Source organism: Caloramator sp. ALD01 (assembly GCF_000472625.1).
GTDB lineage: Bacteria > Bacillota > Clostridia > Clostridiales > Caloramatoraceae > Thermobrachium > Thermobrachium proteoclasticum.
The window spans coordinates 62166-77511 of the sequence record NZ_AXAA01000011.1 but is presented as its reverse complement, the minus strand read 5'-3'; the positions used below and the strand labels follow the sequence as shown (position 1 = coordinate 77511).

Annotated in this window: 13 protein-coding genes, 1 other RNA gene and 1 pseudogene; 2 read left to right on the top strand and 13 right to left on the bottom strand. The window is 29.1% G+C overall.

Going from position 1 to position 15346, the window contains the following annotated elements; translation table 11 throughout:
* Positions 1 to 253 precede the first annotated feature (253 nt).
* Positions 254 to 676 (top strand): annotated as a pseudogene (locus A3M9_RS13385) (Cof-type HAD-IIB family hydrolase); the annotation flags it as partial.
* Positions 677 to 711: 35 nt separating this feature from the next.
* Here the strand turns inward: A3M9_RS13385 and rnpB are convergent.
* The 6 genes from rnpB to A3M9_RS0106965 all read right to left on the bottom strand — a co-directional run bounded on the left by rnpB (position 712) and on the right by A3M9_RS0106965 (position 7038).
* Positions 712 to 1086, bottom strand: an RNA gene (rnpB, locus tag A3M9_RS14190) — RNase P RNA component class A.
* A gap of 69 nt (positions 1087 to 1155) precedes the next feature.
* Positions 1156 to 2256 carry a Nif3-like dinuclear metal center hexameric protein gene (locus A3M9_RS0106985; RefSeq protein WP_027308593.1) on the bottom strand — a complete coding sequence of 367 codons (1101 nt, stop codon included), beginning with the start codon at positions 2254 to 2256 and terminating at the stop codon, positions 1156 to 1158.
* A complete protein-coding gene (locus tag A3M9_RS0106980) occupies positions 2247 to 2939 on the bottom strand; it encodes a tRNA (adenine(22)-N(1))-methyltransferase TrmK (protein ID WP_370882850.1) in 693 nt (230 codons plus the stop codon). The genes A3M9_RS0106985 and A3M9_RS0106980 overlap by 10 nt, the downstream gene beginning before the upstream one ends.
* Before the next feature lie 36 nt (positions 2940 to 2975).
* Positions 2976 to 4100: an RNA polymerase sigma factor RpoD gene (gene rpoD, locus A3M9_RS0106975; protein ID WP_370882849.1), complete on the bottom strand. Its 1125-nt coding sequence runs from the start codon at positions 4098 to 4100 to the stop codon at positions 2976 to 2978.
* Between the two features lie 23 nt (positions 4101 to 4123).
* Positions 4124 to 5896: a DNA primase gene (gene dnaG / locus A3M9_RS0106970; protein ID WP_027308590.1), complete on the bottom strand. Its 1773-nt coding sequence runs from the start codon at positions 5894 to 5896 to the stop codon at positions 4124 to 4126.
* Between the two features lie 137 nt (positions 5897 to 6033).
* Entirely contained in the window at positions 6034 to 7038 is a 1005-nt protein-coding gene (locus A3M9_RS0106965) for a deoxyguanosinetriphosphate triphosphohydrolase (protein WP_027308589.1), read from the bottom strand.
* 180 nt (positions 7039 to 7218) lie between these two features.
* Between A3M9_RS0106965 and A3M9_RS0106960 the strand changes: the two genes are divergently transcribed.
* The gene (locus tag A3M9_RS0106960) at positions 7219 to 8268 is read left to right on the top strand and encodes a CotS family spore coat protein (RefSeq protein WP_051350639.1); all 1050 of its coding nucleotides are present in this window, start codon (positions 7219 to 7221) and stop codon (positions 8266 to 8268) included.
* 27 nt (positions 8269 to 8295) lie between these two features.
* Here A3M9_RS0106960 and ppdK read toward each other — a convergent pair whose 3' ends face one another.
* The 7 genes from ppdK to A3M9_RS0106925 form a co-directional block, all read right to left on the bottom strand.
* Positions 8296 to 10929, bottom strand: coding sequence for a pyruvate, phosphate dikinase (gene ppdK, locus A3M9_RS0106955; RefSeq protein ID WP_027308587.1), 2634 nt, complete (start codon positions 10927 to 10929; stop codon positions 8296 to 8298).
* Between the two features lie 94 nt (positions 10930 to 11023).
* Positions 11024 to 11659 (bottom strand): helix-turn-helix transcriptional regulator, encoded by a 636-nt coding sequence (locus tag A3M9_RS0106950; RefSeq protein WP_035166071.1) that lies wholly within the window; start codon positions 11657 to 11659, stop codon positions 11024 to 11026.
* Positions 11660 to 11912: 253 nt separating this feature from the next.
* Positions 11913 to 12458 carry a DUF4342 domain-containing protein gene (locus A3M9_RS13380; protein WP_035166058.1) on the bottom strand — a complete coding sequence of 182 codons (546 nt, stop codon included), beginning with the start codon at positions 12456 to 12458 and terminating at the stop codon, positions 11913 to 11915.
* An 11-nt stretch (positions 12459 to 12469) separates the two neighbouring features.
* Positions 12470 to 13207: a DNA repair protein RecO gene (gene recO, locus A3M9_RS0106940; protein WP_027308585.1), complete on the bottom strand. Its 738-nt coding sequence runs from the start codon at positions 13205 to 13207 to the stop codon at positions 12470 to 12472.
* 18 nt (positions 13208 to 13225) lie between these two features.
* Positions 13226 to 14119, bottom strand: coding sequence for a GTPase Era (gene era / locus A3M9_RS0106935; RefSeq protein WP_027308584.1), 894 nt, complete (start codon positions 14117 to 14119; stop codon positions 13226 to 13228).
* Entirely contained in the window at positions 14112 to 14522 is a 411-nt protein-coding gene (gene cdd / locus A3M9_RS0106930) for a cytidine deaminase (protein WP_027308583.1), read from the bottom strand. Before cdd ends, era begins: the two co-directional genes overlap by 8 nt.
* A gap of 123 nt (positions 14523 to 14645) precedes the next feature.
* Positions 14646 to 15344, bottom strand: coding sequence for a diacylglycerol kinase (locus A3M9_RS0106925; protein ID WP_027308582.1), 699 nt, complete (start codon positions 15342 to 15344; stop codon positions 14646 to 14648).
* Positions 15345 to 15346: the final 2 nt, after the last annotated feature.

Sequence of the window (15346 nt, the reverse complement as noted above, 5' to 3'; positions counted from 1 at the left end):
AATAAATATTATTGAGGATATAAGAGATGAGAGATTTACAATAGAAGATACCTGGAATAACCCAGTATTTGAAAAAACTTAATGCAACAATAAAATTGGAAATTAATTATTTAAATTTCTTGGGGTAGGGGGAGTTATAACTATTTTTATAATCTACAGGGATGGCGGAATACCATTTCTTCAATAAGATGTAATAAGATATAATTTCAGTAAAAATAAAAATTCTACTGGAATTTTACTGCGAAATCTCTGTATACCATTGGAAATTGTTGATTTTGATACTATAGATAAAAATACAACTATCGTAAAAATAATGTTTGTCGATCCCGAGGAAAAGTTAAATAAAGTTATTGAATTGCTTCCAAAGGAATTATATGACAAATATACAATAGTTAGAAGTGCACCATTCTTTTTAGAATTTCTAAATAAGAAGGTCAATAAGGGATTTGGCGTAAGATTACTTGCCGAAAAACTTGGAATTAAACCAAGTGAAGTAATCTGCATAGGAGATGCTGAAAATGACATACATATGATAGAATTTGCGGGTTTAGGAGTTGCTATGGGAAATGCATTTCCAGAAGTAAAGAAAAAAGCTGATTATGTAACAAAGACTAACGAAGAAGATGGAGTTGCCCACGTAATAAAAAAGTTTGTGTTAAAGGAAGAAACAGCATAAAAAGCACTGCCTATGGCAGTGCTTTAATACTACTAAAATTGAGTAAGCCTGTAAGCCGAGTTCTGTCGAGAATGGTCATCTATCTAGACCTACTGTTGCCAGTAGGTTCAAGCGACACTACCCGAGGGCGTGCCGGGCCAGCACATACGCCCTTCTACTTGGTCTTGCTCCAGGTGGGGTTTACAGAGCCACACTGTCGCCAGTGTGCTGGTGAGCTCTTACCTCACCTTTCCACCCTTACCACGCAACAAAAGTTGCACTCATCAATCCAAAGATTGATTATGGCGGTATATCTCTGTTGCACTTTCCTTAGGGTCGCCCCCACTGGGTATTACCCAGCACCCTGCCCTATGGAGCTCGGACTTTCCTCTCCCGTAAAAAATTACGGCAGCGACCATTCAGCTTACTCAACATTATTTCGTTGTTACATTTTTAGATTATATCACTTATAATCGACTTTGTAAACAAGAATAATTTACCTATATAAAATAGAATGGTTGTTTAGAGTAGGTTTTCATAACTTCAATATTATCAAAATTGCTTGTTAGCAATGTATATATATCTTCAATAAACACTTGCTCAAGTCCAAAATGTGTTACATCCAACACAACGATGTCATTTTCGATAGCATCGATTGCAATATGATGTTTTACATCACCAGTTAGAATTAAATCACATCCTTTAGACTTTGCAACATTAATTAGGTCGCTACCCGATCCCCCTATAACAGCAACTTTATTAATTTTTTTATTTTTGTCACCGATTAATGTAATCATTTTTAGATTAAATATTTTTTTTACTTGCATAGCAAAATCTTTAGCAGAAAGTGGAATATCTAAATATCCTATTCTTCCTAATCCTTGAGGGAGAGTATTTTCAAGCTTTATAATATCAAATGCTGGTTCTTCATAGGGATGATTTTTAACTAAAGTATTTATAACAGTGTTTAAATTTGAGGCAGTTACAATAGTTTCAATTTTAATTTCTTCAACTCTTTGTAATTTATTTATTTGGCCAATAAATGGGTTAGTTCCATTTAATGGTCTAAATGTACCTTCACCTAAAACATTAAAAGAACATTTATCGTATTTACCAATACAACCTGCCCCTGCATTAAACAATGCTTCCTTTAGTTCTTCTGCATATTTTGTAGGAACATATGTTATAATTTTATATAATTTTTCTTTATTTGTTTCTTCAAGTACAGACACATTTTTTAAATTTAGTTTTTTTGATATGACATCATTCATACCATCATTAGCTATATCATAATTAGTATGAAGTGCATAAACATTTATATCATTTTTTATTAAGTCGTATATCATCGTTGCAAAACTACTTTTTTTATTTAAATTTTTAATTGGCTTAAATATTAATGGGTGGTGACTTATAATTAGATTTACTTTATTTTCAATTGCTTCCTTTATAACCTCTTTGGTAATGTCTACCGTTACTAAAATTTTATTTATTTTGTTATTTTCATCGCCAACTAATAAACCAACATTATCATACTCTTCTGCATATTTTTTGGGATAACGTTCCTCAATAAAATTTATCAAATCTTTTAATATTACAGACATTTTTTCAACTCCTTAAAACTATTTATTAAATTTTCAACTTCTTTATATTTATTATAATGTAAATTAATATCTAATCCCATTAAAATTTTTTCAAAATGTATTATTTTGTCATCTATATAATTTAAAGTTTCTTTACTTTTTTTCATTATATTTACCGGACCTACAAAAAATTCTGCTTGTAAATTGTATTTATTTTTTTTACCATAAGTAACCTTTAATATATGATAATACTTATTTTCATCTTTAATAATATCCTCATCAATAATATAAAAGTTCTCATTATAAAGTTCTTGCCTTAGAACCTCGGGATATTGTACTGGTTGTAGAATTAGGTAGTTTGAATTTTTAGCTACATCTATATCGTTTTTAATAATATCAGCAATTAAATTTCCTCCCATTCCTGCAATAACAATGGTTTCTGCTTCCCCTTCTTTTAAGGTTGTAAGACCAGGACCTATTCTTAAATCTATTTTATCAAGCAAACCATATCTCTTTATGTTTTTTAAAGCAACATCAATAGGTCCTTTTTTTATGTCACTTGCAATTGCTCTTTCACATTTTTCTTCTAATATAGCCTTTATTGGTATGTATCCGTGGTCTGTACCTATATCAGCCAAACATTTTGATTTATCTATCATATTAAATACAGCTTCTAATCTATTAGACAATAACAATTTCTTCACTCCTTTAAAAATAAAAGGCCTACTGCTGTAAGCCTATTAATCTAAATAATCCTTTAATTTTTTGCTTCTACTTGGATGTCTCAATTTTCTTAGAGCCTTTGCTTCAATTTGTCTAATTCTTTCTCTTGTAACCTTAAACTCCTTACCTACTTCCTCTAATGTTCTTGCTCTACCATCATCTAATCCAAATCTTAATCTTAGAACTTTTTCCTCCCTTGGAGTAAGTGTATCTAATACATCCATTAATTGTTCTCTAAGCATAGTATATGCTGCTGCTTCTGCTGGTGCAGGTGCATCATCATCAGGTATAAAATCTCCTAGATGACTATCTTCCTCTTCACCGATAGGAGTTTCAAGAGATATTGGTTCCTGAGCTATTTTCAGTATCTCTCTTACTTTGTCAACTTCCATATCCATTTCTTTTGCAATTTCTTCTGCTGATGGTTCTCTTCCTAACTCCTGGAGAAGTTGTCTTGAAACTCTTATTAATTTATTTATTGTTTCTACCATATGAACAGGTATTCTAATTGTTCTTGCTTGATCTGCTATAGCTCTTGTTATAGCCTGTCTTATCCACCACGTTGCATAAGTTGAAAATTTATAACCTTTTCTATAATCAAATTTTTCAACTGCCTTAAGGAGACCTAAATTACCTTCCTGAATTAAATCAAGAAATAACATACCTCTCCCTACATATCTTTTTGCTATACTTACAACAAGTCTTAAATTTGCTTCTGCAAGTTTTTTCTTTGCTTCTTGATCCCCTTTTTCTATTTTTTTAGCAAGCTCAATTTCTTCATCAGCTGAAAGTAATGGAACTTTACCAATTTCCTTTAAATACATTCTAACAGGGTCATCAATACTTATTCCTTCTGGAATTGATAAATCAAGGTCTTCTTCTAAAAGTTGTTCTGGGTTAAAATCATCCATATCCTCAAGAACTTCAATACCCATTGATTCTAATATTTCGTATATTTTGTCAATCTGTTCAGATGATAAATCAACATCACCTAATGTTTCCATTATCTCCTTGTATGTTAAAAACCCAGCCTTTTTACCCCTTTCAATTAATTCTTTAACTATTGACATCTTAGCGCCTTTTGATTGATTTTCTTCTGCCTTTTTATCTTGTTTCTTTTGCTTTGATGCTTCTTTTTTCAAAAGTATACCTCCCTTCACAGGCACTATATTTGGTCTAATTCCTTTTGAAGTTTTATTAGATGTTGCATTAGTTGTACAGATTTATGTATGTCATTTTCTAATTCACATTTTTTAATTTGACTTTTTAAATTATTAATTTTTTGTTCTAATGAAAAACGCTTAACAGTTTTAATAGAATCATTTAACAATTTTGCTATATCATCTTCAGTACCTATTGAATATGAAAAAACCCTTGCTATATCCTCTATTTTTTCTTGTTCTTGATATTTATTTAAAAAATAATTTTTATCTATTTCTTCACCCTTAGGTATTTTTGTTAAAACTTCAAGGGCCAGTTCTCTGTATACTTCAGTCAAAAATTCTTCAGGCTTTATAGTCGTAAAAACTTTTTCATAAAATGATGGATAGTTTAAAAGTATAGATAGTATGTATGCTTCTGCTTTTTTATTAGCTGGTATTAAATTGTAAATATTTCCTTTAATATTATTCCTTATATTTGAATTATTATTCTTACTTGTTATATTTGTTCTATTTTTATTAACTTTATCAATAATAACATTTAAGGAAATTCCTGTTTCTTCTGATAGTTTTTCTGAGTAATGCTGAACTAACACTTCATCTTTTAACTTAGAAATTACATCAACAACTTCATTAACATATTTAACCTTATCAAACTGATTTTTAATATTCTTTCCTTCTTTTGCTTTTAATATCCTATAATCAGTAATAAATAATGCATCTTTTATTAATTTTTTAAACTCATCTATTCCATTATTCTTAACAAACTCATCAGGATCTTTACCACTTGGAACAATAATTACCTTTACATTTAATCCAGCTGATTCTAAAATTTCAATTCCTCTTAATGTAGCAGCTTGACCAGCAGCATCAGAATCATAACATATATAAATATTATTTGTATACCTTTTTAATAACTTAGAATGATCCGTTGTTAAGGCGGTTCCTAAAGATGCAACAACATTATTTAATCCAAATTGATGAAGTTTAATACAATCCATATAACCTTCAACAACAATTATATTTTCTAAGTTTTTATTTTTTATTACATAATTTAAACCATATAAATTCTTACCTTTTTCAAAAACCAAGGTTTCAGATGTATTTAAATATTTTGGCTTGCTATCATCCAATACACGTCCTCCAAAGGCAATAACTCTGCCTTTAACATCAAAAATAGGAAACATTATTCTATTTCTAAATCTATCATATATACCCTTTTCTGATTTTACCAATAATCCAGCTAAAGACATTTCTTCTTCTGAATAACCCATATTCTTTAAATGTTTTATTAAAGCATCCCACTCATTTAAACTATAGCCTAATCCAAACCTATTAATTATTTTATTATCAATTCCTCTTGAATATAAATAATTTAATGCTATTTTTGATGATTTTAAATTATTATAGAAATATCTTGCTGCTTCAAGATTTATTTTATATAGTTTTTCCTTTAAATCTTTATTTTTATCTTTACTTCCATCAAAACTTACATCAATACCTGCTCGTTCTGCTAAATAAAGAAGAGCATCCTTATAATCATAATTTCTAATTTTCATTATAAAACCAATTGTATTGCCTGCTGCTCCACAACCAAAACAGTGAAAAAGCTGTTTGTCAGGAGATACACTTAATGATGGGCCTTTATCATTATGAAATGGACATACACCAACATAATTTCGTCCAACCTTTTTAAGCTGCACATATTCTGATATAACATCGACTATATCATTATATTCAATAATTTTATTAATTATATCTTCTGGTATTCTACCCATCTTATCACCTTTATATTTCTACAAAATTAGTTAAATTCCTCTTTTATAATAAAAAATTTTAAAATTATTATCTTAGATATGACACAATTATATTTATTTCGACATCATATATATAAATCCTTCTTGTTTACAAAAAATTAAAATATTCTTCCCCAAGGCATTGGAACATATATATTAACAAATTCATTAATAGCATATCTATCAGTCATACCTGCTATGAAATCGCAAACAACCCTCTCTTCTCCCCACACATCTATTTTATTTTTAAATTCATTTGGCAGTTTATGTATATTATTTATATAATAATAATACAAAGTTTCAAGCATTTTAACTGCTTTTTCCTCTTCTGTTTTTGCCTTAGAACCGATGTATACATTTTTGAACATAAATTCTCTAAGTTCCCACGTTGCTTGACCAATTTCTCCTGTTAAAGAAATCTCTCCAAATTTTAACGCATAATTAATTACTGAAGTAATCATAGTATTGATTCTATCTGAATGCCCCTTACCTAAAACTTTTATACATTCTTTTGGCAAATCGTCAAAGGATAAAATACCTGCTCTAATTGCATCATCAATGTCGTGGTTTATATATGCAATTTTATCTGCTAACTTTACAACCTTTCCCTCATTAGTATCTGCAATTAAATCACCTGAATGACATAGTATGCCATTTCTAACTTCGTATGTTAAATTCAAACCTGTTCCTCTCTCTAAGAAATCAACAACACGTAAGCTTTGTTCATAATGTTTAAAACCATTTTTAGATATTTTATCAAGCACCTTTTCTCCCGTGTGACCAAAAGGCGTATGACCAAGGTCATGACCTAATGCTATTGCCTCCGTTAGATCTTCATTAAGACGCAATGCTCTTGAAATTGTTCTTGCAATTTGAGAAACTTCTAATGTATGTGTTAAGCGTGTTCTATAATGGTCGCCTTCAGGAGCAATAAATACTTGTGTTTTATGTTTTAATCTTCTAAATGCCTTAGAATGTATAATTCTGTCCCTATCTCTTTGGAAATCGGTTCTTATGCTACATTTTTCTTCGGGTTTTAACCGTCCCATTGTATCTTTAGATTTAGTAGCTAAAGGAGAAAGTATTTTTTCTTCTAATAATTCATACTGCTCACGTATATTCATAATAATCACCACAATATTTTAATCTATTAATTTATAATATACAACAAAAATTTTCATTTACCTTCTAAATTTGATAATTTATTTTTTTCTAACAATTTTATTATTATAGATATAATACTTATTTATTCTAATATTTACATAAAAAACATATAATTTTAATGATAAAAGAGGTGATATCATATGGAATATAATATTATTGAAGCATCAAGAAAAGATTATTCGAAGGAAGAAATAAAATACATACTAAGTCATTTTAATTGTAATGCAATAAAAATTGAGAATATTAAAGCAAAAGATACAGATAAAGCTCGGGCAGTTTATAAAATCTATTCAAATACAGGTAATAAATGCTTAAAAAAAACTTATCACGATGAGCCTACTCTTTTATTTATATACTCAATAATAGAATGGTTAAATATATTTAATATAAAGTGCCCCAGATTTTTAAAAACTAATACAGGTATTCCTTATTTAAATTATAGGGGTGATTATTTTATATTAATGGATTGGATAGAGGGACGTAAGTGTGATTATGATAATATAGATGACGTGTTAAATGCCTCTTGTTATTTAGCTAAAATTCATTTAGTAACAAGAAATTTTAAAAGTATAAATGGAAGTAGAATTATATACGGTGACAATGGAATATATGATAGTTATTCAAAGCATTTTTCACAGTTACTAAATACATCAAACAAAGCCTTCTATTATAAGGATGATTTTTCTAAGTTATTTATTGATAATGCAGATTACTACATAGAATGTGCTAAAGAATCACTATATCTATTATCACAAATAGATTTTAATAGTAAAGAGTTGGAGAAATCTATTTGCCATTATGATTATGTCAATAAAAATATCATTTTTAACTCAGACATTAATATTATTGATTTTGATAAGTCAAAATATGATTATTCAATAAATGATTTTTATGTATTCATAAAAAGAATTTTAAAAAGGAAAAGTACATGTTGGAATTTTAATTTATTTAAACAAGCTGTAGAATATTATGAAAAAAATCGTTCTATTAATTATTTAGAATTTAAATTACTATTGGCACAATTGATGTTTCCAAATAAGATATGGAAGATAACACGGGATTATTATAAAAATATTCATCATTGCAATAAAAAAGCCTTTTATAAAATATTGAAAGATACAATTTCACAAAAAGAATATCATAAACAATTTATAGCTAATGCAATTGAATTTTTCAATCAAAAATATTAAGGGGCTGTGAATCAGCCCCTTATATTATTAGTTTCTTGGATTTTTAACTTGAGCTTGTGCTGCAGCTAATCTTGCAATTGGAACTCTAAATGGTGAACAAGATACATAGTTTAGACCAACATTGTGGCAGAATTCAACTGAAGATGGTTCACCACCATGTTCTCCGCATATACCAAGTTTAATATCTGGTCTAGTTTGCTTACCTAACTCACAAGCCATTTTTACAAGCTTACCTACACCTGTTTGATCAAGCTTTTGGAATGGATCATACTCAAATATTTTCTTATCGTAGTAGTCTTTTAAGAATTTACCTGCATCGTCTCTTGAGAAACCAAAAGTCATTTGTGTTAAATCATTAGTACCAAATGAGAAGAATTCAGCTTCCTTTGCAATTTCATCTGCAGTTAAAGCAGCTCTTGGAATTTCAATCATAGTACCAACTTTATATTCTAATTCTATATTGGAATTCCTTATTATTTCATCTGCTACCTTAACTATTATATCTTTAACATATTTTAATTCTTTTACTTCACCTACAAGTGGTATCATTATTTCTGGTACAATATTATAACCTAATCTCTTTTTAACATCTATAGCAGCCTCAATAATTGCTCTTGTTTGCATTTCAGCAATTTCTGGGTATGTAACTGCTAATCTACAACCTCTATGACCAAGCATTGGATTAAATTCCTTTAAGCTATCAACAGTTGCCTTTAATTCTTCATAGGAAATTCCCATTGTATTTGCAAGTTCTCTAATATCTTCATCTTCCTGAGGTAAGAATTCATGTAATGGTGGATCTAACAATCTAATAGTAACAGGTCTATCTTGCATTTCTTCATATATACCAATAAAATCTTGCCTTTGCATTGGTAGTAACTTATCTAATGCTTTTCTTCTTTGTTCCTCTGTCTTTGCAACTATCATCTCTCTAACAGCTGGTATTCTATCTTCATCAAAGAACATATGTTCTGTTCTGCAAAGACCAATGCCTTCAGCACCAAATTTAACAGCTTGTGCAGCATCCCTTGGAGTATCAGCATTTGTTCTAACCTTAAGTTTTCTTATACTATCAGCCCATTCCATAAAAGTACCAAAATATCCTGATATTTCTGGTTCTACTGTCTTAATTTTTTGACCATAAACCTTTCCTGTGCTTCCGTCTATTGATATATAATCTCCTTCTTTTATAACAATGTCCTGTACTGTAAAATATTTTCCTTCTTCATTTATCTTTATTTCACCACAACCTGCAACACAGCACTTACCCATTCCTCTTGCAACAACAGCAGCGTGTGATGTCATACCTCCTCTTGCAGTTAAAATACCTTCAGCTGCAACCATACCTTCGATGTCTTCTGGTGAAGTTTCGGTTCTAACTAAAATTACCCTCTCACCTTGCTGTCTTTTTAATTTTGCTTCTTCAGCAGTAAAATAGACTTTTCCACAAGCTGCACCTGGTGATGCTGGTAAGCCCTTTGCTATTTCCTTAGCATTCTTTAATTCATTCTGATCAAACATTGGATGTAATAATTGATCAAGCTGTTTTGGTTCAACCTTAAGGATTGCCTCCTCTTTTGTTATTAAACCTTCTTCAACCATTTCAACAGCAATTCTTAGAGCGGCTTGAGCTGTTCTCTTTCCATTTCTTGTTTGTAGGAAGTAAAGCTTACCTTGTTCTATTGTAAATTCCATATCCTGCATATCTTTGTAGTGTTTTTCAAGTATATTTGCTATTCTAATAAATTCATCATAGCAATCTGGCATTACTTCTTTTAATGTTTCTATGCTTTGTGGTGTTCTTATACCTGCAACAACATCTTCACCTTGTGCATTCATTAGGAATTCTCCAAATATTTTGTTTTCACCTGTAGATGGATTTCTTGTAAATGCAACACCTGTACCTGATGTTTCACCCATATTACCAAAGACCATCATTTGTACATTAACAGCTGTTCCCCAATCTCCTGGTATATCATTTAATTTTCTATATACTATAGCTCTTGGATTATTCCAAGAACGGAATACTGCCTTTACCGCTTCTAATAATTGTACTTTTGGATCCTTTGGGAATTCTTCTCCCTTTTCTTTTCTATATAGTTCCTTATATCTTCTAACAACTTCTTTTAAATTTTCAGCAGTCAAATCAGTATCATATTTTGCATTATTTTCTTCTTTAACTTCATCTAAAATATTTTCAAATAAGTTCTTATCTATTTGCATTACAACATCACTAAACATTTGAATAAATCTTCTATAACTGTCATATGCAAATCTTTCATTATTTGTTAGCTTAGATAGGCCTTCTACAGTTTCATCGTTTAATCCTAAGTTTAATATAGTATCCATCATTCCAGGCATTGATGCTCTTGCTCCTGATCTTACTGATACAAGTAATGGATTTGATGGATCACCAAACTTTTTACCTGTAATATCCTCTAATTTCTTTAAGTGTTCAAAAATTTGTTCTACAATATCTTCCCCTACTACCTGACCATCTTCATAATACCTCGTACAAGCCTCTGTTGTTACAGTAAAGCCTTGTGGTACAGGTAAACCGATGTTTGTCATTTCAGCCAGATTTGCACCTTTACCTCCCAATAAATTCTTCATACTTGCGTTACCTTCACTAAAAAGGTAAACATACTTTTTTTGACTCATGTTGATAACCCCCTGTCTTTGTTGCTTTATATTAATTAAATTTGTACCAAACCCTATGGGACAAATTATGTCCCGCATCCTTATGAAAACCCCTTTATCTTCCTTCCCCTAATCTAACAAAAAGCTTAGTTATATTTGTTTTAGATACTTTTCCTGTGATTTTATATAATTCCTTACCATCTTCTTGTATAACCTTTTCTACAACCGGTAAACTATCTACTTCGTGTTCAATTATTTTCTTTGCTGCATCAAATGCAAGATCATCATCTGTAACTGTTATTATGTTAGGCATTCTTGTCATAATTATTCCAACAGGAACTTTATGCATATCTGAATTTCCCATTGCTATTTTTAAGAAATCCTTTCTTGAAACTGCCCCTGTTAGATAACCATTATTAACAATAAAAATTGTACCTGCGTCATTTAAGAACAATTGAACAATTGCATCATATATTGTTGTATCTTCTGTTACAATTGCTGGTTTAGATTTTATCTCTGACACTTTTATATCTTTTATTGCCTCAAAAATTAAGCTATTATTGCTTCTTTTTGAATATAAATAACCTACTTTAGGTCTAGCCTCAAGAATACCTGTCATTGTTAGAATTGCTAAATCTGGTCTTAGTGCTGCCCTTGTAACATTTAACATTTCAGCAAGCTTTTCACTTGTTATTGGTTGATTTTTTTTCACTAATTCAATTATTTCTTCTTGTCTTTTTGTTAGTTTAATAGTAATCACCCTCTCTGCATTTATTATGCATAAATACATCTAATATTATATATTATTATATAAATGCAGAGAAATAATTACAATATATTTTATATAAAAACAACAAATTGTAATAATTTTTTGTACATTTTTTATTTTATTTAATTTCTGGTATTTATGTATATTTAATCTTTTATGTATATTTTATCACTATTTCTAAATTTTGCAATAGTATATAATGTCAAAAAATTTGAATAAGTCAGAATTAACTGACTTATTCCTTCTTTTTATTTAATTCCTTCGCAAATTCCTCTATTTTTTCCTCTACATCTGACTTTAAATTTGTTGTATTTTCCTTTATATCACTGACTTTTTCTTGTATAGTACCCTTAACTTCGTCATATTTTTCTTTAATAATATCATTAATTATTTCAACATTTCCATTTGGTCTTTCTATTTCAAGTGAAACCTTTGTTGCAATTGCAGCGATAGCACCGATTACTAAAAGATATGGATTGAGTAATGATAATGCACCTGCTGCAACTCCAGCATTCACTGGTATATCAACTAAAACCCTTGAATCCTTTTTAACTTTTATTCTTGTTACATTACCTTTTTTAATTATTTCTTTTATTGTTTCAGTTAATTCATTACTTACTTCTACAACATTTTGTGTAAATGTTTTTTGCTTTGATTCTAATTCAATTAGAGCATCAATTAAATTACCATTGTTTTTTTGTAATATTTCTTTTGCTTCTGAATAACTAACATTTGCACGTTGTCTTAGTATATCAATTTTCTCTAATGTAATTTCTTCCATACAACCATCTCCTAAAAAATATTTTTTATAAATTCAACTGTATTTAGTTTTATTGATAAGTGGTAGTTAATGTACTTATCTAAAATATCATCTATTAAATTTAATGTTCCTTTATCATAATATATTTTACCCAATTCTTCTAATTTTATATTCCTTATTTGTATTAATAATTCTATTACTTTTTTATTAAGCTTATTCCCTTTTTCAGTATTGCAATTATTGCATATAAGTCCGCCTTCAATAATATTGAAATATGCTTCATCTAATGTTTTCCTACCACATTTAATACATTTTAAAACTTGAGGAGTATATCCAAGTAAAGAAATTAATTTAAAATCAAATGTCACTTTTAGGAGATAGTTATCAACATTACCATCTTCTAATATGTATAGAGTTTTTAATAAAAGTGCCAATATATAAACATTTTTATTTTCACTTTCAATTGATTTATCAATGAATTCTAAAAAATATGTTCCTATCATCAATTTTTTATAGTCATTTAAAAGTGTCTGAAATGAATTATTGAGACTACCTGAACTTAATACATACATATCCTTACTTTTACTTAATAAAAATTCCCCAAAACAAAACTGTTGAGTTAAATGAAGTTGCTTACTTTTTGTTCTTCTTGCCCCATTACATAAGACATCGATTTTTCCAAATTTATCCGAAAAAATAGTGATGATTTTGTCATAATCACTATAGTTCCGTGTCTTTAGAACAACTCCTTGAACTTTGTGTATTGACAAAACCATCACTCCTTTTTTTTATTTATATCCCAAACTCTTTAGTATAGAATCACTGTCTCTCCAATCCTTCTTAACCTTTACCCATAATTCTAAATATACACTAGATCCTAAAAACCTTTCTATTTCTATTCTTGCACTCTGACCTATTTTTTTGAGCATTTGTCCACCCTTACCTATTATTATAGCCTTATGTGAATCTTTTTCGCAATAGATTGTTGCGTTGATATTAATACAATTTTTATCTTTATCCTCCTTCATAGTAACTATTTCTACTGCAGTACCATGGGGTACTTCTTCTTGTAAGTTGTGTAAAAGTTTTTCTCTTATTATTTCCGCTACAACAAATCTTTCAGGTTGATCTGTAATCATATCATCTGGGAAATATTTTGGACCATAGGGTAAGTTATTAACAATAACTTTAATAAGTTCATCTATATTTTTTTGTTTAAGAGCTGATATAGGCACAACTTCATCAAAAGCAAAATAGTTATAATATGTATCAATTGTCTTTGCTATCTTTTCTTTACTAACAGTATCAACCTTATTTATAACTAAAATTTTTCTTGAATTTGAATTTTTTATTTGATCAATTATATACTTATCACCAATATTAAGTTCCTCTTCAGGAGTTGTTACAAAAACTACTACGTCAACTTGTGATAAAGTGCTTTGTGCAACTTTAACCATATATTCCCCTAATTTATGCTTAGGTTTGTGTAAACCTGGTGTATCCATAAAAACTATTTGGTAATTGTCTTTAGTTAAAATTGCTTGTATTGTATTTCTTGTTGTCTGGGGCTTGTTAGAAGTAATAAGTAGTTTTTCTCCCATTATAGAATTAATTAAAGTTGATTTACCAACATTAGGTCTGCCAACTATTGTAACATAACCTGACTTAAAATCATTATTCATTTAAATTGCTCCTTTCAATATCATCACTTGTAAAAGCAAATGGAAGTAATTCAGTAATTTTATAAACTTTATATTCTCCATTTTTATTAGAACAAATAACCTCAATGTCTCTACTAAATTCTATAATCACTTGTCGGCATATTCCACAAGGATATGTATAATTTGAACTATCGCTAATAATAGCAATCTTTTCAAAATTTTTGTATCCTTCAGATACAGCCTTGAAAATTGCAGTTCTTTCTGCACAATTAGTTGCTCCAAAGGTAGCATTTTCAATATTACAACCAGTAAAAACCTTACCATCAGATGTTAGTAATGCTGCACCAACTCTAAATTTAGAATGTGGAACATAAGCCTTTTCCATTGCTTGTTTTGCTATTTCAACTAGGTTTTTATACTCCATTATTATTCCCCCTCCATTTTTACTGTAGGAATTATTATTATATATAATTTTATGAAAAATTCAATAGTTTTATCAAAAAAAATGTAATTTTATATAAACCTGCAATATAAAAGGGCATTACCCTTATGATAACAATTTAAATATAAAAATTGTTATCAATATTCCAAGCAATGCCCCAACAATAGTTTCATAAAGCGAATGTATTTTACCTTCTACTCTACTTTGAGCAACAAGAAAAGCTAAAAAATACACTAATGTGATAATAAGTAAATCCTGGATAAATAATGATATTGCTGTTGCTGCTGCAAAGGCAAGTGCACTATGACCACTTGGCATACCTCCTTTTAGGGGAGTACCTTCTCCATATATTGCCTTAATTATAACAGTTGCTATTATAACTAATATTAAGCAAATAAATACTACAGTAATATCAGACTGTTTGATTTTAAATAGAACTGTATTTGATATTGGTTTTAACCTATCAAAAAATAATAAATAGCCAACAATAACAGCATTTATAGCTGATATCAAAACTGCTCCTGCTGCAACGTTTTTTGCTATTTTGGCTAATGGATGATAATAATTAGCAGTTACATCTATTGTAGCTTCAATAGCTGTATTAATCATCTCCAACACAATAACTAATGTTATTGTAAAAAACAAAATTAGTATTTCAAGTTTAGAAAAGTCAAAAAACAGGCTTAAAAACAGTACAAGTATTGCTGCTATAAGATGTATTTTCATATTTCTTTGAGTTTTTATTGCATATATAATTCCTTCAATAGCATAGTTAAAACTGTCGGATATTTTTTTAAACTTCATAT